The sequence below is a fragment of the Sphingomonas sp. GW821-FHT10C01 genome (genome assembly GCF_059415525.1).
Genome location: NZ_JBWKNK010000004.1, coordinates 310,836 through 332,395 on the forward strand (window position 1 = coordinate 310,836; position 21,560 = coordinate 332,395).

19 protein-coding genes are annotated in these 21,560 nt (G+C 66.3%); 6 read left to right on the plus strand and 13 right to left on the minus strand.

Annotation, left to right across the window (positions count from 1 at the left end; genetic code table 11):
* Nucleotides 1-13: 13 nt before the first annotated feature.
* The 4 genes from AC07M1_RS17240 to AC07M1_RS17255 all read left to right on the plus strand — a co-directional run bounded on the left by AC07M1_RS17240 (nt 14) and on the right by AC07M1_RS17255 (nt 4,752).
* Nucleotides 14-1,597 (plus strand): ShlB/FhaC/HecB family hemolysin secretion/activation protein, encoded by a 1,584-nt coding sequence (locus AC07M1_RS17240; protein ID WP_495163856.1) that lies wholly within the window; start codon nt 14-16, stop codon nt 1,595-1,597.
* A gap of 249 nt (nt 1,598-1,846) precedes the next feature.
* Complete coding sequence (gene sppA, locus AC07M1_RS17245) at nt 1,847-3,739, plus strand: signal peptide peptidase SppA (protein WP_495163857.1); 1,893 nt, start codon at nt 1,847-1,849, stop codon at nt 3,737-3,739.
* Nucleotides 3,736-4,293: a GNAT family N-acetyltransferase gene (locus AC07M1_RS17250; protein WP_495163858.1), complete on the plus strand. Its 558-nt coding sequence runs from the start codon at nt 3,736-3,738 to the stop codon at nt 4,291-4,293. Before sppA ends, AC07M1_RS17250 begins: the two co-directional genes overlap by 4 nt.
* Nucleotides 4,294-4,365: 72 nt before the next feature.
* Nucleotides 4,366-4,752 carry a hypothetical protein gene (locus AC07M1_RS17255; RefSeq protein WP_495163859.1) on the plus strand — a complete coding sequence of 129 codons (387 nt, stop codon included), beginning with the start codon at nt 4,366-4,368 and terminating at the stop codon, nt 4,750-4,752.
* 34 nt (nt 4,753-4,786) lie between these two features.
* Here the strand turns inward: AC07M1_RS17255 and AC07M1_RS17260 are convergent, their stop codons facing one another.
* The gene (locus AC07M1_RS17260) at nt 4,787-5,419 is read right to left on the minus strand and encodes a trimeric intracellular cation channel family protein (RefSeq protein WP_495163860.1); all 633 of its coding nucleotides are present in this window, start codon (nt 5,417-5,419) and stop codon (nt 4,787-4,789) included.
* Between the two features lie 95 nt (nt 5,420-5,514).
* Here AC07M1_RS17260 and AC07M1_RS17265 point away from each other — a divergent pair, with 95 nt between their 5' ends.
* Nucleotides 5,515-6,384: a sterol desaturase family protein gene (locus AC07M1_RS17265; RefSeq protein WP_495163861.1), complete on the plus strand. Its 870-nt coding sequence runs from the start codon at nt 5,515-5,517 to the stop codon at nt 6,382-6,384.
* A 14-nt stretch (nt 6,385-6,398) separates the two neighbouring features.
* Here the strand turns inward: AC07M1_RS17265 and AC07M1_RS17270 are convergent, their stop codons facing one another.
* The 10 genes from AC07M1_RS17270 to AC07M1_RS17315 form a co-directional block, all read right to left on the minus strand.
* A complete protein-coding gene (locus AC07M1_RS17270; protein WP_495163862.1) occupies nt 6,399-7,376 on the minus strand; it encodes a CAP domain-containing protein in 978 nt (325 codons plus the stop codon).
* Nucleotides 7,377-7,536: 160 nt separating this feature from the next.
* Nucleotides 7,537-9,180, minus strand: coding sequence for a GGDEF domain-containing protein (locus tag AC07M1_RS17275; RefSeq protein WP_495163863.1), 1,644 nt, complete (start codon nt 9,178-9,180; stop codon nt 7,537-7,539).
* Between the two features lie 186 nt (nt 9,181-9,366).
* Nucleotides 9,367-10,455: a serine hydrolase domain-containing protein gene (locus AC07M1_RS17280; RefSeq protein ID WP_495163864.1), complete on the minus strand. Its 1,089-nt coding sequence runs from the start codon at nt 10,453-10,455 to the stop codon at nt 9,367-9,369.
* Nucleotides 10,456-10,593: 138 nt separating this feature from the next.
* Entirely contained in the window at nt 10,594-11,988 is a 1,395-nt protein-coding gene (gene lpdA, locus AC07M1_RS17285; protein WP_495163865.1) for a dihydrolipoyl dehydrogenase, read from the minus strand.
* A gap of 42 nt (nt 11,989-12,030) precedes the next feature.
* On the minus strand, nt 12,031-13,260 hold the full coding sequence (odhB, locus tag AC07M1_RS17290; RefSeq protein ID WP_495163866.1) for a 2-oxoglutarate dehydrogenase complex dihydrolipoyllysine-residue succinyltransferase: 1,230 nt from the start codon (nt 13,258-13,260) through the stop codon (nt 12,031-12,033).
* Between the two features lie 20 nt (nt 13,261-13,280).
* A complete protein-coding gene (locus AC07M1_RS17295) occupies nt 13,281-16,247 on the minus strand; it encodes a 2-oxoglutarate dehydrogenase E1 component (protein WP_495163905.1) in 2,967 nt (988 codons plus the stop codon).
* An 88-nt stretch (nt 16,248-16,335) separates the two neighbouring features.
* The gene (gene sucD, locus AC07M1_RS17300) at nt 16,336-17,220 is read right to left on the minus strand and encodes a succinate--CoA ligase subunit alpha (protein WP_495163867.1); all 885 of its coding nucleotides are present in this window, start codon (nt 17,218-17,220) and stop codon (nt 16,336-16,338) included.
* On the minus strand, nt 17,221-17,802 hold the full coding sequence (locus AC07M1_RS17305; RefSeq protein ID WP_495163868.1) for a hypothetical protein: 582 nt from the start codon (nt 17,800-17,802) through the stop codon (nt 17,221-17,223).
* A complete protein-coding gene (gene mdh, locus AC07M1_RS17310) occupies nt 17,802-18,764 on the minus strand; it encodes a malate dehydrogenase (RefSeq protein ID WP_495163869.1) in 963 nt (320 codons plus the stop codon). Before mdh ends, AC07M1_RS17305 begins: the two co-directional genes overlap by 1 nt.
* A gap of 232 nt (nt 18,765-18,996) precedes the next feature.
* A complete protein-coding gene (locus AC07M1_RS17315) occupies nt 18,997-19,410 on the minus strand; it encodes a VOC family protein (protein WP_495163870.1) in 414 nt (137 codons plus the stop codon).
* Nucleotides 19,411-19,468: 58 nt separating this feature from the next.
* On the opposite strand from AC07M1_RS17315, the gene AC07M1_RS17320 reads away from it, so the two are divergent.
* Nucleotides 19,469-20,014 (plus strand): winged helix-turn-helix transcriptional regulator, encoded by a 546-nt coding sequence (locus AC07M1_RS17320; protein WP_495163871.1) that lies wholly within the window; start codon nt 19,469-19,471, stop codon nt 20,012-20,014.
* On the opposite strand, the gene AC07M1_RS17325 is transcribed toward AC07M1_RS17320, so the two are convergent.
* Together AC07M1_RS17325 and zapE are read right to left on the minus strand one after the other, a co-directional pair.
* The gene (locus tag AC07M1_RS17325) at nt 20,004-20,432 is read right to left on the minus strand and encodes a hypothetical protein (RefSeq protein ID WP_495163872.1); all 429 of its coding nucleotides are present in this window, start codon (nt 20,430-20,432) and stop codon (nt 20,004-20,006) included. The two genes, AC07M1_RS17320 and AC07M1_RS17325, sit on opposite strands and share 11 nt — an antisense overlap.
* A 9-nt stretch (nt 20,433-20,441) precedes the next feature.
* On the minus strand, nt 20,442-21,551 hold the full coding sequence (gene zapE / locus AC07M1_RS17330) for a cell division protein ZapE (RefSeq protein WP_495163873.1): 1,110 nt from the start codon (nt 21,549-21,551) through the stop codon (nt 20,442-20,444).
* Nucleotides 21,552-21,560: the final 9 nt, after the last annotated feature.

A 21,560-nucleotide genomic window follows, 5' to 3' on the forward strand; every position in this document is an offset into this window, starting at 1 on the left:
CGAGGATGGAAACATGATGCTGGCAGCCATGATGGCGCTGGCCGCCGCTGCTGACCCGCAGGACGGCACCCGCCTGATCGACCGAAACCGGATCGACCGGCCCCGCCCCCCCGCGCCCGAACTCAAATCCGCGCCCGTCATCGAACGCGCGGCGGTGAAGGCGCATGGTACCGGGCGGCCGATCCGCGGCATTCGCTTTCGCGGGGCCGAGGCGCCGCGTCCGGTGGCGCGTGCGGCCGAGGGGTTTCTGGGGCGTCCGATGACGGGCGAAGCGCTTGCCGAACTCGCGGGCAGTCTGTCGCGTGCCTATGGCAAGAGCGACATCGCACTCTACACGATCGCCATCCCCGAACAGGATTTCGCCAATGATGTGGTCGAGGTGCTGCTGACCGAGGGACGGATCGCGCAGGTCGAGATCAAGGCGCCGCGCGGCCAGCACCGGTTGCTCGCGGCGCGGGCGGGGCGGATGACGACGGAGGCCCCGCTGAGCCGAGCGACGTTCGAGCGCCAGTTCACGCTGATGCGGGCGATCCCCGGGCTGACGATCGAGCCGGAGTTCAAGGATCCGCGGAACGATGGCGCGCTCAACCTGACGCTGACTCCAAGGCAGAAGCGCCGCAAGATCACCGCCGGGTTCAGCAATCGCGGGATCGATCTGACCGGGCGCGGGCAGTTCGACCTCAACGCCGAATTCTATGGCCTGGCCGGGGAGGGCGATCAGCTGACGCTCGGCCTGTCCGCCGCGAGCGATTTCAGACGCTATCGCTACGCCGCCGCTGGTTATCAGGCGCCGTTGACGGCGAGCGGGCTGACCTTCGCCGCGAATGCCGCCTGGCTGGAGACGCGGCCGCGCGGCTTTGCCGGCAAGGGCGTGGCGAAGCTGGCCGGAGTGACGCTGAGCTACCCGCTGGTGCGCAGCTTTCACCGGGCCGCCGACCTCAGCCTGGGCGTGGACGGGATCAACAGCGACAATGCCGTGCTGGGCAATCTGATCGCGACCGAGCGGACGCGCGCGGTACGGGTGGCCGCGGGGATCAGCGATACGCGCGAGAAACGGTCATGGGCGGTGAGCGCGGCGGTATCGCAGGGGATCGATATGCTCGGTGCGCGGGTGATCGAGCCGTTCGCGCAGAAAAGGTTCCGCAAGGTCAGCGGCGCGGCGAGCGTGGCGCAGGCGTTGGGCAAGCGCGTGGCGCTGCGGTTCAATCTGTCGGGCCAGTATAGCGGGGACCGGCTGCCCGCGGCCGAGCGGTTTTCGGTCGGCGGGGAGGCGCTGGGTCGCGCGTTCGACACCGCATTCCTGACCGCCGACAAGGGGGCGGGAGCGCTGGGCGAGCTGGCGGTGCGCCCGGCGAAGGGCGGGGCGTTCGCGGCGAGCGAACTCTATGCCTTTGCCGACCGCGCCTGGATCGGCATCGCGGCGCGCGGGATCGATTCCAGGATCGACCTGTCGATGGCGTCCGCCGGGATCGGCGGGCGGATCAAGTTCAGGGAGAAGGCCGAGATCGGACTGGAAGCGGCGACCGCGATCGACGATCCCTATCCGGCGTTCGACGAGGATTGGCGGATTTCGGTGATGTGGAGATTGTCGTTGTAGGGGCGTCATCCCGGCCCTGTTGCGGGATCCGTGGTGCCGCACCGGCGGGGCTTGAGCTTCTGCTTCATGCGCTGCCTTCCGATGGATCCCGGCACAAGGCCGGGATGACGGTTGGGAGATGCCTCGTTCTCCGAGGATGCCGGCGACCGACCCCTCTCTGTATTGCTTCATTAACACAGGCCGGTTAGGGCTTGCTCCGACGACTTACCTGTGCGTCAACTGGCGCGGGGCATCCGAGGAGCAGAAGACGTGAAACTGGTACGCGGCGCATGGAAGCTGCTCGTCGGAATCAAGGACGGCCTGGTCCTTTTGTTCATGCTGCTGTTCTTCGCCGGCCTGTTCATGGTGCTGTCGGCGCGACCCAATCCGGGCGCGGTGAAGGATGGCGCGCTGGTGCTCAATCTTGAGGGCATGATCGTCGAACAGCCTTCCGAATCCGATCCGTTCACATCGCTCAGCGGCGGCGAGACGATCCGCGAGCATCGCACGCGCGACCTGGTCCGGGCGCTCGATGCCGCCAAGGGCGACGCGCGGGTGAAGGCGGTGGTGCTCGATCTCGACCGGTTCATGGGTGGATACCCCGCCGCGGTGGCCGAGGTGGGGCAGGCGATCGCGCGGGTGCGTTCCGCGGGTAAGCCGGTGCTGGCCTATGCCACCGGCTATAGCGACAGCAGCTATCTGCTCGCAGCCAATGCCAGCGAGATCTGGGTCGATCCGATGGGCGGCACGCTGTTCAGCGGGCCGGGCGGGTCGCGCCTCTATTACAAGGGGCTGATCGACAAGCTTGGCGTCACCGCGCACGTCTATAAGGTCGGCAAGTTCAAGTCGGCGGTCGAGCCCTATATCCTGACCGGCCAGTCGCCCGAGGCGAAGGCGGCGAACGAGGCGCTCTACGGCACGATCTTCAGCCAGTGGCAGGAAGCGGTCGCAAAGGCGCGGCCCAAGGCGAAGCTGGCGCAGACGATCACCCAGCCCGACGTGGTGGTCGCGGCGGCCAATGGCGACATCGCCAAGGCGAATCTGAATGCGGGGCTGGTCGACAAGCTGGGCGATCGGCTGGCGTTCGGCAAGCGCGTCGCGGAGATCGCGGGCGCCGATGCGAGCAAGCCGGCGGGCAACTATAAGTCGATCAAGCTGGCCAACTGGCTGGAAGCCAATCCGGCACCGACGAGCGGCGACGCGATCGGCGTGATCACCGTCGCGGGCGAGATCGTCGACGGCAAGGCCGGGCCGGGCACGGCGGGCGGCGACACCGTTTCCGCGCTGCTGCTCAAGGGGCTGGCCGAGAAGAAGCTGAAGGCGCTGGTGGTGCGTGTGGACTCACCGGGCGGATCTGCGCTGGCATCGGAGCGGATCCGTCAGGCGATCCTGCAGGCCAAGGCGCAGAAGCTGCCGGTGGTGGTCTCGATGGGCAGCCTGGCCGCATCGGGCGGATACTGGGTCTCGACCCCGGGCGACGTGATCTTTGCCGAGCCGAATACGATCACCGGATCGATCGGCATTTTCGGCATCATCCCGAGCTTCGAGAATACGCTCGCTAAGATCGGCGTGACCAGCGACGGGGTACAGACGACGCCGCTGACGGGGCAGCCCGATGTGTTCGCGGGGATCAACGATACGACCGGACGCGTCCTGCAGTCGGGGATCGAACAGGGCTATAGCCGGTTCATCAACCTGGTCGCGCAGTCGCGCAAGATGACGCCGGCGCGAGTCGACGAGATCGGCCAGGGCCGGGTGTGGGACGGCGGTACCGCGCGCCAGCTTGGGCTCGTCGATCGGTTCGGCAACCTCAACGACGCGGTCGCCGAGGCGGCGAAGCGCGCCAATCTCGACCCTGCGAAGGTCCATGCCGCCTATCTCGAGAAGCAGCCGGGCTGGTTCGAGGCGCTGTTCGCGAGCTTCGCCGCGAGCGGTGAAGAGGAAGAGGGGGTCGAGCCGGAAAGCGGCGGCGACATCTATGCGCGCATCGCGGCGGAGCGGCGCGCGGTGTTCGGACAGGCGCTGGGCGACGCCAAGCGGCTGGCGATGGGATCGTCGATGCAGGCGCGCTGCCTGGAGTGCGGCGCGTTCGGCCCCGGCGCGGTCAATAGCCGGGCGGATGCCAAGCTGATCGACCTGATCCTGGCGAGGGTCGGCCTGTGATCCAGCTTCGCGCCGCCGAGTCCGCCGATGCCGCGGCGATCGCCGCCATCTATGCCCCCTATGTGCTGACCGGGACGGTGAGCTTCGAATTCGACCCGCCCGATGCGCGTCAGATGCGCAGCCGGATGGAGGCGTCGGACGGGCTGCTGCCATGGATCGTCGCGACCAATGGCGAGGGCAAGGGCGTGCTGGGCTATGCCTATGCGACGCGGTTCCGCGAGCGGGCGGCGTATCGTTATGTCGTCGAGACGTCGGTCTATGTCGCAGGCGCGGTGCAGGGGCAGGGGATCGGGCGGCTGCTCTATGAGGCGCTGATCGACACGCTGCGCGCGCAGGGCTTCACCCAGGCGATCGCGGTGATTTCGTTGCCCAATGACAGCTCGATCCGCAACCACGAGCAGGTCGGCTTCCGCCGCGCGGGACAGCTGCGCGAGATCGGGTTCAAGGAAGGCCGCTGGGTCGATATCGGCATCTGGCAGTGCGAGCTCAACAACGCGGTGACTCCACCGGTCGAGCCCAAGCCGTTCAGTGAGACGGGCGTGGTGCGCGACTGACCGCAAGATTCGTCATATTATTTCTACGTTAAGAATGACTTGGCGGTAGCGGTGCGCTAGACTTGGCGCACCATGTCCGCCCCCCTGACGCACCGGATCATCGTCGATCGCCCGCGCAAGCTGGTGATCGTCGAAGCCTATACGGTGCTGTCGCCCGAGGATTCGAGCTGGGTCGGGGAGGAATTGCGCGCCGCGATCCGCACGTTCGGGGACGAGGTCGGCCAGCATGTCACGCTCTATGACGTGAGTGGCGTTCCCGCCGTGCCGACCGCGACGATCGACATGATGATGGAGTCGTTCGACCATCCGGCGGTACGCGCGCTATGGGCGCGCAAGGTCGCGTTCGTGGTGACCAATGCGACGGGCCGGATGCAGGCCAAGCGCCTGCAGAAGGTGCGGCCCGATTTCGGCGTCTTCGGCGATCGCGCCTCCGCGATCGAGTGGCTGGTCTCGCCTTAGAGGGGCGGGCCGGGCGGCGGCCTGCTCGTTCGGCTCAGCGGCGTCCGCGATAGGCGGGCAGCTTGATCTTCCATGCGATAGCGGCGGCGCGCAGGGCAAAACCGGCGACGGCGGCGATCACCGCGGCGACCAGCAAGGGCAGTCCGGCGAGCATCAGCAGGACATAGAGGCCCGAGGACAGCGCAGCGGCGGTGACATAGAGTTCGGGCCGCATCAGGATCGACGGCTCGCCCGCGAGCACGTCGCGAATGATGCCGCCGCAACAGGCGGTCAGCACGCCCATCAGCGCGGCGGGAACGGGCGGGATGCCGAAGCTCAATGACTTGGCGGCGCCGAACACCGCATAGGCGGCAAGCCCCAGCGCATCGAGCCAGTCGAGCGCGGCGCCGTGCCACCATTTCTGGGGCGTCACCCAGATCAGCAGCGCGACGCCGAGGCAGAGCGCGGAGACATAGGGGTGATGGACCCACCACACGGGCGCGCCGATCAGCAGGTCGCGGATCGTGCCACCGCCAACGCCGGTGATCAGCGCGAAGAAGGCGGCGGTGACCATCGTCTGCCCGTGCCGCGCGGCTGCCAGCGCGCCGGTGGCGGCGAACAGCGCGATGCCGAGCAGGTCGAGCAGCGGCAGCACGGTGCCGAGCTGGGCGAGAGCGGGGGGTGTCATCGGGTTCATGTCTCATTGCCGGGGCGGCGGATCAATCCCGCCAATGCGCGGAGCATTTACCTGGCATTTGCCATTGCCCCCCTAATCACCGGTCAATGGACACGCCTGCCCTCCTCGCCGATCTGAAACACCATTATATCGCCTGGGGGGTGGTGTTCGGGATTCTCACCTGTTTCGAGGTGTTCAATCCGCGTGAGGACCATCGGCTCAAGGCCCGGCTTCTGGGTGCGGGCTTCTGGATGGTGTCGTTGCTGATCTCGTTCGTGGCGACGCTGATGCTGGCGCTGGCCTGGCAGAAGCTGGGTGTGCGGCCGCTGTTCACGATCCCCAGCGTGCTGGCGGTCGTCGGCGGGCCGATCATCGGTGGACTTGTCGCCGCGCTGATCGCGGCGGTCGCGCATGACTTCTTCTTCTACTGGTTCCATCGCATCCAGCATCGCTGGCTGTGGCGGTGGCACGCCGTGCATCATTCGATCGAAGAGCTGAACGCGGTGAATTCCTATCATCACCCGAGTGAGGCGATGGTCTCGCTGGTGGTGATGCAGATCCCGATGTCGCTGCTGATCGGGATGCATGGGCCGGTTTCGCCGATCGTCAATCTGGTGCTGTGGTGCCATATCGTGTGGATCCATTCGCCGACACGGATCACGTTGGGGCCGTTGCGTGCGCTGATCGTCGACAACCGATTCCATCGCATCCATCATTCGGTGGAAGAGCGGCATTTCGATAAGAATTTCGGCGCTTTCACCACATTGTGGGACCGGTTGTTCGGTACCTGTCACATGCCGGCGCGCGACGAATGGCCGGTGGTGGGAATCGCCGAAGCGCGCCAGCCGCGCGGCTTTGGGGAATGGGTGCGGATGCCGTGGCGCCTCGGCGCAGATCCCGTACAGGCTCACACGGCATCAATGGTGTCGCCGGAGTCCAGCGCAACGGCGGATGGGCAGGTTCCGGCCCCGGCCTGAGCCCGCGGCAACCCCTAGGGGACGATCCGGAAACCGTAGGAATAGCTGGACTGAGGCGCGCCGCGCACCCCCGCGACCGTCACCGTGTAGCCGGTATTGGCGGCGAGGCCGGTGACACGCCATTGGATGTTGTTGGCGATCCCGTATCCGTCATTGTCGCGTGAGACATTGGTGATGGGCAGGTCGCCCGAGGGGCCGCGCACGGTGACGGTGGCGGCCGAGAAGTCGACCGAGCGGTCGGCGCCGTTGTCGCTCGTGCTCGGGACGACCGAGAAGGAGAGATAGTCGGTCAGCGCGAAGTAGCGCGACGGATAGTCGCCCTGCGGGAAACCGACATAGGGCGGGACCGTCGAGGGCGCGGGTCCGGCGCTCACAAAGCCGAAGACGCGCATCGACGCGGTGGTGGCGCGCCGACCATCGGGAAGCGTTCCCGAGACCCGACCATAGGAGGTCTTGCGCAGGAAGGGGTGGAGGATCCAGCGGCGATGGCCGAGCGAGGCGGTGCCGCCTTCGCGCAGCCAGCCTGCGAGCAGCCCGTCTTCGCTGTCGAAGCCGAGGCCGGTGCCCCAGCCGCCGATCAGGTTGCTCGACCCGGCTCCGGTCGAGCCGCCGGCGGTATAGCAGCGCCAGCTTGTCGGAGGCGTATGGCTGAGCGCGACGTTGGCGGCCATCATGAGCGAGGAATCGGCTTGCTGAACGTCCTCGTCGGTCGAATAGACGACGGGTGCCAGGCCGTGCCGCGCGCGGATCTCGTTCAGCCGGTCGAGGAACTCGGTCTTCACCGCCGCCTTGAGCGTTCCCGCGCGGCATCCCCCGATATCCGGCTGCACATCGTAATAGCCGGCGACGCCCGCCCAAGTCGTCGGAAGCGGCGAAGGGGAAGCGGTTGGCGAGGGGCTCGGGGTTGGCGTGACCGGAGAGGGGGTAGGCGTCGGAGCGACGATCACACCGCTGCTGCCGCCACCCCCGCCGCCGCAACCCGCAACGAGCATGGCGAGAACGAGGACCGACGCAACAGGCGCGGACGAAACGGATCGGTTACGGAGCATTCGCGCAGAACGCCCCGGTTTCGGACCGGGTCCCGGTTGGCGCGCGGTTAACCGCGATTTTGCGGCTGTCTGCCCGAGCCGGATGCCAGCCCGCCCGATCATCCTATTCGGCCGCGAGGAGCTGGTCGCGGATCGGATCGATCAGCGGCGGCGCGGTCACGACGCGATTGCGGCCCTGTTCCTTGGCGGCATAGAGCGCCGCGTCGGCGGCCTGCATCAGGTCATGCACCGAGGACGAGGTGATCGGGATGGAAGCGACGCCGAACGAGGCGGAGACATCGATCCCCGGCTGCGACAGCGCGGCGATACCGATGCGCAGCCGTTCGGCCTTGTGCGCGGCGTCCTCCAGGCTGCAATTGGGCATCACGACCAGCAGCTCCTCGCCGCCATAGCGGCAGGCGACGTCGCTTTCGCGCAGCTGATGGGTGATGACCGATGCCGCGTCGCGCAGCACGGTGTCGCCCTTGGCGTGGCCGTGCTGGTCGTTGAGCCGCTTGAAATGATCGAGGTCGATCATCACGATCGACACTTCCTGCTTCTCGCGCTGGGCAAGCTGAACCGCGCGCTGGAGCGTGTCCTCCATATACCGGCGATTGTAGAGGCCGGTCAGCGGATCGCGCAGCGCCTGGCTGCGCAGCTTGGCGCCGAGCGCGAGATTGGCGAGCGCCAGCGACATCGCGTCGGCGAGCGCGGTGCCGAGCCCGGCGATCTCCTGAAGGCGAACGTCCCCGTCGGCGCGGGTGGTCTGGATGCAGAACAGGCCGAGCACCTCGCCGCGCGCGGCCATCGGGATTTCGAGCACGAAGGCGCCGTCGGCATGATGTTCGCAGCGCAGCTTGTCGCCGCCGGGGTGGTTGAGGTGCGGCTTGCCGCGCTTGAGTGCCCAGCACTGACTAAGGCCGATCGTATCGGCGGGCGCGGGCCCGTCGCCGAGATTCCAGCTGGCCGACAGCACGAGCCGATCGCGCGAATTACTGAAGACGTAGAGTGTTCCGGTGAGGTCGGGCAGCAGCTCCATCGCGGTCGCGCGCAGCACCATGTTGGCGTCGCTCTGATCCTGGGCGCTCTGGAGCATGTCGGTCATCTCGAACAGGCGCATCACCTCTTCGCGCGACCGGGTGGCGTTGGTAACCGCGAGTGCGCGGGCCTCAGCCTCCACCGCACCGCGCCGAGCCGCGAACAGGAACACCGCGATGCAGAACAGGCCGCTCGCCAGCTGGAGGATGACGACCGCCTTGATCGTTAAGTCGATATTGCCCTGCGCACGGTCGTTATGCGCGTCGAGCTGTTCGATCTGGCCGATCATCGAATCGACCACCGCCTTGGCCCGTTGCTGGACATTCTGCGCATCATGCAGGGCGCGGGCACCGGCGAGATCGTTGGCCTCGATGCGTGCCATGATCGCGTTCCAGCTGCGCCGAACGCCGGTGACCGCGTCGATACCGCGAACCTCGCGCCCCTGGATGCGGAGCGTTGCGGGGAAGTGGGTGACGGGTTGCGCGTCGAGTTTCTCGATCGCCGCGCGATAATGCCCGGCATGGGCGATGCCGCCATCGACCATCGCGTTGAGCACCGCGACGTCGGCTTCCATCAACGCCTGTCGCGCGACGCGGATATGGCGGCTTTCCATACGGCCGTTGCGCAGTTCCGCCTCCTGGCTGGAGACATAGGCGAAGCTGGCGATCATGACGGCGATCATCAGCAGCATCAGCGCGATGATCGTGTTGGTGCTTCCCGGACGGGCCATGGCCGACGGTTCGGCTGGAGAAGGTGTGGTGGTCGCTGTCATCCGCATAGTCGTACAGGCCGGAGGGGATTCCGGCAGCGGACGACATAGCGGGGATATGGATGAGAACAGGCTAACGGCGATGGTTAATGCGGGGTTTGGGCGCCGGCGCGATGATCAATCCGCCGCCGCCCAAACCCGAGTCGCCTATTTGCTGTTCGACTGCGCTTCGCTCGCCAGCGTCACATTGCCGCCCCGCGCCAATGTGAGCATCGCCTTGCCCAGCCGGCTGGCCGCGCCGCCATTGAGGTTGGCGAGCACGACGACGGTGAGCTTGCGATCGGGATCATAGCCCAGCCAGGTGTTGAACCCATTGATCCCGCCGCTGTGCGAGATGGTGGTGCTGCCGTCGGCCGTGACGACGTTGACCCCCAAAGCGTAATTGTTCTTGAACGGCGTCAGATATGCCTTGAGCGATTCCGGCGTGAGCAGCTTGCCGCCGAACAGGCCGCGCTGCCATTTGAGCAGGTCGTGCGACGTCGAATAGAGCGCGCCCGCGCCCTGGGGAACCGTCATCGCGACATAGTCGGCGTTGACCACGCCCTTGGGCGAAGGTGTGTAGCCCGCAGCACGGCGCGGGATGATCGTGGCGTGGTTGTCATAGCCGGTGTCGGCCATGCCCAGCGGCTTGAAGATATTGTCCGTCAGGAAGCTCGCATAGGGCTGGCCGCTCGCCGCTTCGACGATCGCGGTGAGCAGGACATAGCCCGAGTTGGAATAGGCGTATTTCTCGCCCGGCTGAAAATCGAGCGGCTTGTCGCTGAAGCGCGCGATCAGGCTCGCGGGTGTCGTCTCCAGCGTCTGCAGTTTCGCATAATCGGGGAACGAGGTGAAATTGGCGATGCCGCCGGTATGGGTGAGGAGGTTGCGGACCGTTACCTGGTCCCACGCCGCGGGCGCATCGGGCAGATAGGTCTTGATCGGCGCGTCGAGCTTTACCTTGCCGCGTTCCTGAAGCAGCAGGATGGCGGCGGCGGTGAACTGCTTGGTCAGCGATCCGATGCGGAACCTGGTGTCGCCGTCGCTGGCGATCTTCCATTCGAGGTTCGCCGAGCCATAGCCCTTGTCGAACAGGATCTTGCCGTCGCGCGCGACTAGGACGACGCCCATGAACTCGCCCTTGTCGGCATCGGCGCGGACGACCGTGTCCATCCGGGCGGGGTCCGGCTTCGCGGCCTGCTGCGCGGCGGCAGGCGCGGCCAAGACGAGTGCGAGGCCGGCGGCGTATCTGAGCATCAAACTCTCCAATATGTTGTATAATTGCTATGGTACAACAGATTGGGGGAGCGCAAGTGGGATGGGCGAGGGGACGGCCATTGCGGCCAAGCCGTGACGGCGGACGCGGTTGCTAGCCGCGCCCGCCGATCTATCAGGTCAGATATGGATCGGCTTGCCGGTCACCGCCATCGCTGCTTCCTTGATTGCCTCGCTGTGCGTCGGATGGGCGTGGCAGGTATAGGCGATGTCCTCGCTGGTCGCGCCGAACTCCATCGCCTGCGCGGCCTGGGCGATCATCGTGCCGGCGACGCTGGTGATGATCCACACGCCGAGTACGCGATCGGTCTTGGCGTCTGCGATGACCTTCACGAAGCCGTCGGGCTCATGGTTGGTCTTGGCGCGACTGTTGCCGGCCATCGGGAACTTGCCGACCTTGACCTCGCCCTTGGCCTTTGCCGCTTCCTCGGTGAGGCCGACACCCGCGATTTCGGGCATGGTGTAGACGACCGACGGGATGACGTCGTGGTTCACGATGCCGGTGAGGCCGGCGATGTTCTCGGCCACCGCGATGCCCTCGTCCTCGGCCTTGTGCGCGAGCATCGGGCCGGGGATGACGTCACCGATCGCCCAGATGCCGGGGACCGACGTCTTGAAGCTGTGATCGGTCTCGATCTGGCCGCGCTGGTTGACGGTCAGGCCGGCGGCCTCGAGGCCGAGGCCGTCGGTGTTGGGCTTGCGGCCGATCGCGACGAGGACGTTGTCCGCCTCGATCGTCTCGGCGGCGCCACCGGCGGCGGGCTCGACGGTGATGGTAGCCTTCTTGCCCTTCACGGCAACGCCGGTGACCTTGGTGCCGGTCTTGAACTCGATGCCCTGCTTCTTGAACAGGCGCGCGGCTTCCTTGCGGACATCGGCGTCGAAGCCGGGCAGGATCTGGTCGAGATATTCGACCACGGTGACCTTGGCCCCGACGCGGCGCCACACGCTGCCAAGCTCAAGCCCGATCACGCCGCCGCCGATGACGACGAGATGCTCGGGAACCTTGGCCAGCTCGAGCGCGCCGGTGGAGTCGACGACGATCTTCTGGTCGATCTCGACGCCGGGCAGGGGCGTGACCGATGAGCCGGTGGCGATGATGATGTTCTTCGCGCGGACCTCACGGTCGCCGACCTTGACGCTGTCCTTGCCGGTGAAGGTCCCATAGCCCTTGAGCCATTCGACCTTGTTCTTCTTGAACAGGAATTCGATGCCGCCGGTCAGGCCCTTGACCGCGTCGAGGCGCTGGGCGTGCATCGCGTCGAGGTCGAGTTCGACCTTGCCGAGCTTGACGCCGAGTTTGGCGAGCGCGCCGCTGGCGGCTTCCTCATACAGCTCCGACGCGTGGAGCAGCGCCTTGGACGGGATGCAGCCGACGTTGAGGCAGGTGCCGCCCAGCGTCTTGCGCCCTTCGGCGCAGGCGGTCTTGAGACCCAGCTGCGCCGCGCGGATCGCGGCGACATAGCCGCCGGGTCCGGAACCGATCACGAGGACGTCGAAGTCGTATTCAGCCATTTCTTGCTCCGTTCGTCCGGGGGGTGGACGTGTTCGGGTAAATTACAGGTCGATCAGCAGACGGGTCGGATCCTCGATCGCGTTCTTGAGCGCGACGAGGAAGGTGACCGCCTCACGGCCGTCGATCAGGCGGTGATCGTAGGACAGCGCGAGATACATCATCGGGCGGATGACGATCTGGCCGTCGCGGACGACTGGGCGGTCCTCGATGCGGTGGAGACCCAGCACGGCCGACTGCGGCGGGTTGATGATCGGGGTCGACATCAGCGAACCGAACACGCCGCCGTTGGAGATGGTGAAGGTACCGCCCTTCATCTCTTCCATCTTGAGCGTGCCGTCCTTGGCGCGCTTGCCGAAGTCGCCGATCGTGCGCTCGACCTGCGCGACCGACATCTTGTCGGCGTCGCGGATCACCGGGACGACCAGGCCCTGCGGCGCGGAGACCGCGACCGAGATGTCGGCATAGTCGTGATAGACGATCTCTTCGCCGTCGATCTGGGCGTTGACCGCGGGGATGTCCTTGAGGGCCATCGTCGCGGCCTTCACGAAGAAGCCCATGAAGCCGAGGCGGACGCCGTGCTTCTTCTCGAACAGGTCCTTGTACTTGGTGCGCGCCTCGATCACCGCCGTCATGTCGACGTCGTTGAAGGTGGTGAGCAGGGCCGCGGTGTTCTGCGCTTCCTTAAGGCGGCGGGCGACGGTCTGGCGCAAGCGCGTCATGCGCACGCGCTCTTCGTTGCGGGCGCCACCCGTTGCGGGCGCCGCGACTGGAGCAGCGGCTGCCGGAGCCGGGGTCGCGGCAGGCGCGGCGGGCTTGGCCGAAGCGGCGGCGACGACGTCTTCCTTGGTGATGCGGCCGTCCTTGCCCGAGCCGGTGACGGTTGCGGGATCGACGCCGTGCTCGAGGATCGCGCGGCGGACGGATGGCGAAAGCGCGGCGGCCTCGACATCCTGCGCCGGTTCGGCGGGAGCGGTGGCCGGGGCGGCGGGAGCCGCGGTGGCGGGGGCAGCAGCCGGGGCTGCCGCGGCGCCGGCGCCGGCTTCGATCGTGCCGATCAGCGCGCCGACATTGACGGTGTCGCCGACCTTGGCGGCGTGGGCGCCCATGACGCCGGCGACGGGTGCGCCGACCTCGACCGAGACCTTGTCGGTCTCGAGCGATGCGACGGGCTCATCGGCGGCGACGGCGTCGCCCGGCTGCTTCAGCCATTCGCCGATCGTGGCTTCGGTGATGGATTCGCCCAGAACGGGAACGAGGATTTCGGTGGCCATGGTTCAGTCCTTCCTGGCGATCACGCGCCGGCCTTGCCGGCGGTCTTTTGGTCTTCGGTCTTGCGTGCGCGGCGGATTTCATTGCGCACATTATGGCCCAGCGCGTCGGCGACAAGTGCGCCCTGCTCGGCCTGGTGGCGCTTCATCAGGCCCGTGGCGGGCGATGCCGCCGGGGCGCGGCCCGCATAGCGCGGACGCTGCGGTGTGATGCCCGCTTCGACCATGCACGCCTCGACATAGGGTTCGACGAAGAACCAGTAGCCGTTGTTCTTCGGCTCTTCCTGCGCCCACACCACTTCCTCGACATTGGTCATGCGCGCGAGGCGTGCGACCAGAGGCTCACCGGGGAAGGGGTAGAGCTGTTCGATGCGGATGATCGCGGTGTTCTTGTCGCCCGCGGCGTCGCGTGCCTCGATCAGGTCATAGGCGACCTTGCCGGTGCACAGCACGACCCGCTTCACATCCTTGTCCGCCGGAGCCGAAGGATCCGAGAGGATGCGCTTGAAGTGCGTATCGCCCTGGAAGTCGGCCGCCGTCGAGACCGCCATCTTATGACGGAGCAGCGACTTCGGCGTCATGATGACCAGCGGCTTGCGGAAGTTGCGGTGCATCTGCCGGCGCAGCAGGTGGAAGTAGTTGGCCGGCGTGGTGACGTTCGCGACCTGCATATTGTCGCCCGCGCACGACTGGAGGAAGCGCTCGGGGCGTGCCGAGCTGTGCTCGGGACCCTGGCCTTCATAGCCGTGCGGGAGCAGCATCACGAGGCCGTTGGCGCGCAGCCACTTGGCTTCGCCCGACGAGATGAACTGGTCGATCATGATCTGCGCACCGTTGACGAAGTCGCCGAACTGCGCCTCCCACAGCACCAGGGTCTTGGGATCGGCGAGCGCATAGCCGTACTCGAAGCCGAGCACGCCGTACTCGGACAGCGGGCTGTCGAGCACCTCGAAGCGGCCGTGCGGAATCTCATTCAGCGGGACGTACTTGTGCTCGTCGGTCTGGTCGACCCAGACGGCATGACGCTGGCTGAACGTGCCGCGGCCCGAATCCTGGCCCGACAGACGCACGCCATAGCCTTCCGACAGCAGCGAACCGAAGGCCAGAGCCTCACCGGTCGCCCAGTCGAAATTGGCGCCCGACTTGAACATCGCCGCCTTGGCGTCGAGTACGCGGTTGAGCGTCTTGTGCGGCGTCAGGTCGCCGGGGACGGTGGTTAGCGTACGACCGAGGCTGTCGAACAGCTTCTTGTCGATGCCGGTCTCGACGTTGCGGCGTGCAGTCTCCGCGTCCATCGGCGCGCTGAGGCCCTGCCAGCGGCCGCCGAACCAGTCGGCCTTGTTCGCCTTGTAGCTCGCGCCCGCGGTGAACTCGTCCTCGAGATGCGCGGTGAAGGCCGCTGCCTGAGCCTTGGCGAATTCGCCGTCGATCACGCCTTCGCCCTCGAGGCGCTTGGCATAGACGTCGGCGACGCCCGGATGGCCCTTGATCTTGGCGTACATCAGCGGCTGGGTGAATGACGGCTCATCGCCTTCATTGTGGCCGAAGCGGCGGTAGCACCACATGTCGATGACGATATCGCGCTTGAATGTCTGGCGGAACTCGATCGCCATCTTGCACGCGAAGGTCACGGCTTCGGGATCGTCGCCATTGACGTGGAAGATCGGCGCCTGGACGCCCTTGGCTACGTCCGACGGATAGGGCGACGAGCGCGCGAATTGCGGGCTGGTCGTGAAGCCGATCTGGTTGTTGATGATGAAGTGGATGCAGCCGCCGGTATTGTAGCCGCGGATGCCCGAGAAGCCGAGGCACTCCCACACGATACCCTGGCCCGCGAATGCCGCGTCGCCATGGATAAGCACCGGAAGGACCTGCTCGTGATCCTCAAGGTCGTTGCGGTTGGTCTGCTGTGCGCGGACCTTGCCGAGCACGACCGGGTCGACCGCTTCGAGGTGCGAGGGGTTGGCGACCAGCGACATATGGACGTTGATGCCGTCGAACTCACGGTCGGTGCTGGTGCCGAGGTGATATTTCACGTCGCCCGAACCGCCGATGTCGTCGGGGTTTGCCGAGCCGCCGGCGAATTCGTGGAAGATGACGCGATAGGGCTTTGCCATCACCGTGCCGAGCATGTTGAGGCGGCCACGATGCGCCATGCCATAAACGATCTCGCGCACGCCCTGTGCGCCGCCGTACTTGATGATCGCTTCCATCGCCGGGATCATCGATTCGCCGCCGTCGAGACCGAAGCGCTTGGTGCCGACATATTTGCGGCCCAGGAATTTCTCCCACTGCTCGGCTTCGATCACCTTGGACAGGATCGCCTTCTTACCCTCGGGCGTGAATTCGATCGCCTTGTCCTTGCCTTCCATGCGGTCCTGCAGGAAGCGGCGCTCCTCGACATCGGCGATGTGCATGTACTCAAGGCCGACATTGCCGCAGTAATTGCGGCGCAGGATCTCGACCAGCTCGCGGATCGTCGCCTTCTCAAGCCCCATCGTGCCGCCAAGATAGATCGGACGGTCGAGATCGGCGGCGGTGAAGCCATGATACTCGGGCGTCAGATCGGCGGGCAGGTTCTGATGCGACAGGCCGAGCGGATCGAGATTGGCGGCAAGGTGCCCGCGCACGCGATAGGTGCGGATCAGCAGCATCGCGCGGATCGAATCGTTCGCGGCGCGCGCAATGTCGGCCGACGAGGCGGCGGGCGCCGGAGCCGGGGCAGGGGCCGCGCCGCCACGAGCGGGCTTGGGCGCCGGCTCCATCTGGGTGGGGTCGAGCGCCGCGGTGAGCGCGTCGGTATCGCTGAGCGGCCAGTTGGGACGCTCCCAGCTCGGACCGTTGACGGTGCCTTCGAGTCCGTCGAACCACTCGCGCCAGCCGGCTTCGACGGACGCGGGGTCCGCCTTCCACTTGGCGTACAGCGTCTCGACGAACGCGGGGCTCACGCCCCCGGCGATGTCTGCGAAATCCAGGCCTTCAGCGCCCACCATCTTCTTCATTCCTTCGTCACCCGGCCGGTGCCGGGATCTTCAACCGCACGATGCCCCGGCGCGAACCGGGGCGCCGGCGTGTTCGTCAGCCCTTCAGCACTTCGACCAGCGTCGAGCCGAGCTCGGACGGGCTGGCCGAAACGCGGATGCCCGCAGCTTCCATCGCCGCGATCTTGCTCTCGGCATCGCCCTTGCCGCCCGACACGATCGCGCCGGCATGGCCCATGCGGCGGCCCGGAGGCGCCGTGCGGCCCGCAATGAAGCCAGCCATCGGCTTCTTGCGGCCGCGCTTGGCTTCGTCGATCAGGAACTGGGCGGCCTGCTCCTCGGCGTCGCCGCCGATCTCGCCGATCATGATGATCGACTTGGTCGCCTCGTCCGCCAGGAACAGCTCGAGCACGTCGATGAAGTTGGTGCCGTTGACGGGGTCGCCGCCGATGCCGACCGCGGTCGTCTGGCCAAGGCCCGCATTGGTGGTCTGGAACACGGCTTCATAGGTAAGCGTGCCCGAGCGCGAAACAACGCCCACCGACCCTTCAGAGAAGATGCTGCCTGGCATGATGCCGATCTTGCACTGGTTCGGGGTCAGCACGCCGGGGCAGTTCGGGCCGATCAGGCGCGTCTTCGAGCCGCTGAGCGCGCGCTTGACCTTGACCATGTCGAGCACGGGAATGCCTTCGGTGATGCAGACCACCAGCGGGATCTCGGCGTCGATCGCCTCGAGGATCGAGTCGGCGGCGAAGGGCGGCGGAACATAGATGACCGAGGCATCGGCGCCGGTCTTGCTCTTCGCCTCGGCGACGGTGTCGAACACGGGCAGGCCGATATGGGTGGTGCCGCCCTTACCGGGGGTGACGCCGCCGACCATCTGCGTGCCGTACGCCAGCGCCTGCTGGGTATGGAAGGTGCCGGTGTCGCCGGTCATCCCCTGGGTGATGACCTTGGTGTTGCGGTCGATCAGAATCGACATTCAGAAACCTCCGGTTGATTGGCTGACAAAGATCAGCCCTTGGATGCCATAGGATGCGCCGAGCGGATGACCGCGCGGCACGTAAGTGATTTCGAGGCTGACGCCCGGTTGCCAGGGCCGCCAGAGCCGCCTGCTGGCGGTGCCGTTCGCCTGAACGCTTGTCGGCGCCTTTCCGACCCAAGCGTCGAGCGTTTCGCGTGACGGAGCGGCGGGGGCGTCGAGATCATAGGCGCGACAGCCATTGGCCCACCGGTCCTTGCCTGCTTCAATCCGGCTGGTGACCAGCCACACGTCGCGGCCATCAAGACGTTGGCGGAACATCTGGCCTGATAGCTTTGCCTCAGGCGCTTCCTTGCGCATCGCGACCCGGCCCTTGGCGACGATCGCCATGACTCGCGGATCGGCCTGAGCCTCTGCGACTTCGGTCCAGCCGGCTGCCGTCGCCGCAGCGGCGACGCCGTCGAATTTCTGTACGTCGAAGCATGCCGCCCTGAACGCGCCGAACAACGGCGACGGCGCAGGCAATGCCTGCGCCGTTCCGACCGTCGCTGCGATCATTCCAAAGGCGGCGAATGCCGACATCAGCCGAGCGAGCTGTCGATGCTCTTGCAGGCCACCAGCAGTTCCTTGACCGCGTCGACCGAGACCTGAAGGTTGGCCTTGGCCTCCTCGTTCAGTTCGATCTCGACGATCTGCTCGACGCCGCCGGCGCCGATCACGACCGGGACGCCGACATAAAGGTCATCGACGCCATATTGGCCGGTCAGGTGTGCGGCGCAGGGCAGCAGACGCTTCTGGTCGTAGAGATAGGCCTCGGCCATCGCGATGCCGCTGGTGGCGGGGGCGTAGAAGGCCGAGCCGGTCTTGAGCAGGCCGACGATCTCGCCGCCGCCCGAACGGGTGCGCGCGACGATGGCGTCGATACGCTCCTGGGTCGAGCGGCCCATCTTGATGAGGTCGGGGATCGGGATGCCCGCGACGGTCGAATACTCGACCACCGGCACCATCGTGTCGCCATGGCCGCCGAGCACGAAGCTGTTCACTTCCTTGACCGACACCTGGAATTCTTCCGCGAGGAAGTGGCTGAAGCGCGCGCTGTCGAGCACGCCAGCCATGCCGACGACCTTGTTGTGCGGAAGGCCCGAGAATTCGCGCAGCGCCCACACCATCGCGTCGAGCGGGTTGGTGATGCAGATGACGAAGGCGTCGGGGGCGTTGGCGGCGATGCCCTCGCCGACGGCCTTCATGACCTTGAGGTTGATGCCGAGCAGGTCGTCGCGGCTCATGCCCGGCTTGCGGGCGACGCCGGCGGTGACGATGATGACGTCCGCGCCCGCGATGTCGGCATAGTCGTTCGAACCGGTGATCTTGGCGTCGAAGCCTTCGACCGGGCCGCACTGCGACAGGTCGAGCGCCTTGCCCTGGGGAACACCCTCGACCACGTCGAACAGGACGATATCACCGAGGCCCTTGAGCGCGGCGAGGTGAGCGAGCGTGCCGCCGATGTTGCCGGCGCCGATAAGGGCGATCTTCTTGCGGGCCAAATGAGCCTCCCTAAACAAGGTTGGGCGGCTCCAATGACTCTCCGGGCCGCAGGGAACGCAGGCGCATTAGGCGCTTTGCTTCCGTGCGGCAACCGTCGAATCGACCCTGTCAAGGAAATCTTTGCACTTGCGAATTAGTTGCAATAAAGAGTGTTTGGCTGTGCCCCTGGATCAAACCCGACGCGGATCGCGTGGGGTAACGCGATCCGCGTCGGGTCGTTGTTTGGACCGCTCAGGCGGTGCCGGCCATATCTTGGTAGAACATCAGCGCGTTATTGTCGGGGTCGAAGAAGGTGAGGTAGCGGACCATGCCTGGGACGTCGGCGATCGGGCCGTCCTGTCGCACGCCAGCCGCATCGAGTGCCGCCTTCGCCGCCTCGATGTCGACGACTCCGAAGGTGAGGGTGGCGCCGCCGCCGGCAGGTACGTTCTGGACCTGGGAGAGGCCAATAGTGACGCGGGCCACGCTGGTTTCCAGCTCGCACCAGGCGATCTCGTCCATGCGGTAGAGCAGCTTCATGCCGAGCACATTGGTGTACCAGTCGATCGAGCGATCGAAGCTGGTGACGTTGATCGCGCAGGCGAGGCCGCCGTCATAGGCGATAGCCGAAGTGGCCGTGGTTTCGGCGGTTGCGGAACTTGCCATGTCATCCTCCATTGATTATGGTTCCATTTGTATAGTAGATTGTGATATGGTCAAGCCCGTGAACGATCCGGTCCTTTCGCCTGCGGTTCTGCACCTGCTCAGCGCCAGCCGTTGGGCGATCCCGGTGCTGGCGCTGCTCAGCCGCGAGCAGGGGTCGCGCTTCGCGGTGATCGAGCGGCGTTTCGCCCTGTCGCGCAACAGCCTGACGCGTACGCTCGCCTATCTGCGCGAACAGGGCTGGGTGATGCCCAATCCCGGCCATGGCCACCCGCTGCGCCCCGAATATGTGCTGAGCGATGCCGGGCGCGCGATCGGCGCGGCGTGCGAGCGGATCGAGGGGGTGCGGGTGCGACTGGGGCTGGAGGCGCCTGATCTGTCTCGCTGGACGCTGCCGGTCGCGGGCGGACTGGAGGACGAATGGACGCGGTTCAACGCGCTGCAGACGCGGCTGTCGCCAGTGACGCCGCGTGCGCTATCGCTCACGCTACAGACGATGATCGGGCAGGATCTGGTACGACGGCGGCTGGAGGACCGGTTTCCGCCGGTGCCGCTCTACGGCCTGACGGGGCGGGGGGGCGAGTTGGCGGCGGCGATTACTCTGTGAGCCCGTGCGGTTTCATCGGCAGATCCTCGATGCGGTAGCGTGAGTCGCGCGTGATCCTGAACGCGCCGCCGAAATAGTCTGAGCCCTCCGCGGTGCCGTTCACTTCATAGGCTGTGCCGAGGCGAAGCTTCGCCGGAGCGACTGTCGTCCTCGCCTGCCGATGTGCCTTGCCGTAATAGTGCGGATCGTCGCCGAGGCATTTCCTGTCCGTGAAGTCCTCTTCAACCTGCCAGACCAGCTCTCCGGTCAATTGTTCCCGAACTTCGATGCCGTAGATGCACCCCAGTTCTCGTTCGACGCCGACGAATGCCAGGCGTCCGTCGATAAATCGCGCCTGCACGATCGTTGCCTTTGAGCAGCCGGACAGACCCGTCAGGATCGCCAGCATTGAGATGATCGCAATGGCGCGGCCGAGCATGATGCGATGCTACGCGCTCCCATGCCCCTGCGCCAGATAATCCTCGGACTGCATCTCCATCAGGCGGCTGACGGTGCGTTCGAATTCGAACTTGCCGTCGCCTTCCGCATAGAGGTCCATCGGTGATGCATCGGCCATCGCCAGCAGCTTGACCTTGTGCTCGTACAGCGCGTCGATCAGCGTGACGAAGCGCGCTGCTTCGTTGCGGTTCTCCGGCCCCAGGCGCGGGATGCCGACGATGATCACGGTGTGATAGCGACGCGCGATGGCGAGATAGTCGGCCGCGCCGCGCGCCTCGCCACATAGCCGTTTGAACGAGAAGACGGCGACGCCCTTGAGACTCTTCGGCACGTGCAGCGTGCGGCCCTGCACCTCGAGATCTTCGGACGGGACATTGGCGCGGTCCTCGACCGGATAGTCGGTCAGGCGGAAGAAGGCGGCGGAGAGGGTTGCGGTGTTGGCCGGGCTGTTCGGGACCAGCCACATGTCCATCAGGCCGAGGCGGTCACGGCGATAGTCGGTCGGGCCGTTCAACGGCAGGACGTCGAGCTTGTCCTTGAGCAGCGCGATGAAGGGCAGAAAGGAATCGCGCTGCAACCCGTCCTTGTAGAGATCGTCGGGCGGGCGATTGGAGGTCGCGACCACCGTCAGCCCCTCGGCCATCATCGCGGTGAACAGGCGCGAGAGGATCATCGCGTCGGCGGCATTATTGATCACCATCTCGTCGAACGCGAGCAGGCGGAGATTATGGGTCAGGGCCTTGGCGACCGGTACGATCGGGTCGCCCGCTTCCTTCTTGCGCTCCTCGGCAATGCGGGCGTGGACCTCGATCATGAACTCGTGGAAATGGACGCGGCGCTTGCGGTCGATCTTCACGGTCTGGAACAGCAGGTCCATCAGCATCGATTTGCCGCGCCCGACACCGCCCCACATGTACACGCCCTTGGGCGCTTCGGGCGCGCGACGGGCGAGGCGCCACAGCACGCTGCCCTTGCGCGGACCCGTTTCCAGCTCGTGCGCGAGATGGTCGAGCCGGCGCGCGGCGGTGGCCTGATCGGGATCGGCGCGAAGCTCGCCCGCGGCGACGAGAGCGTGATATTTTTCGAGAACCTTGGTCATTTGCTGCGG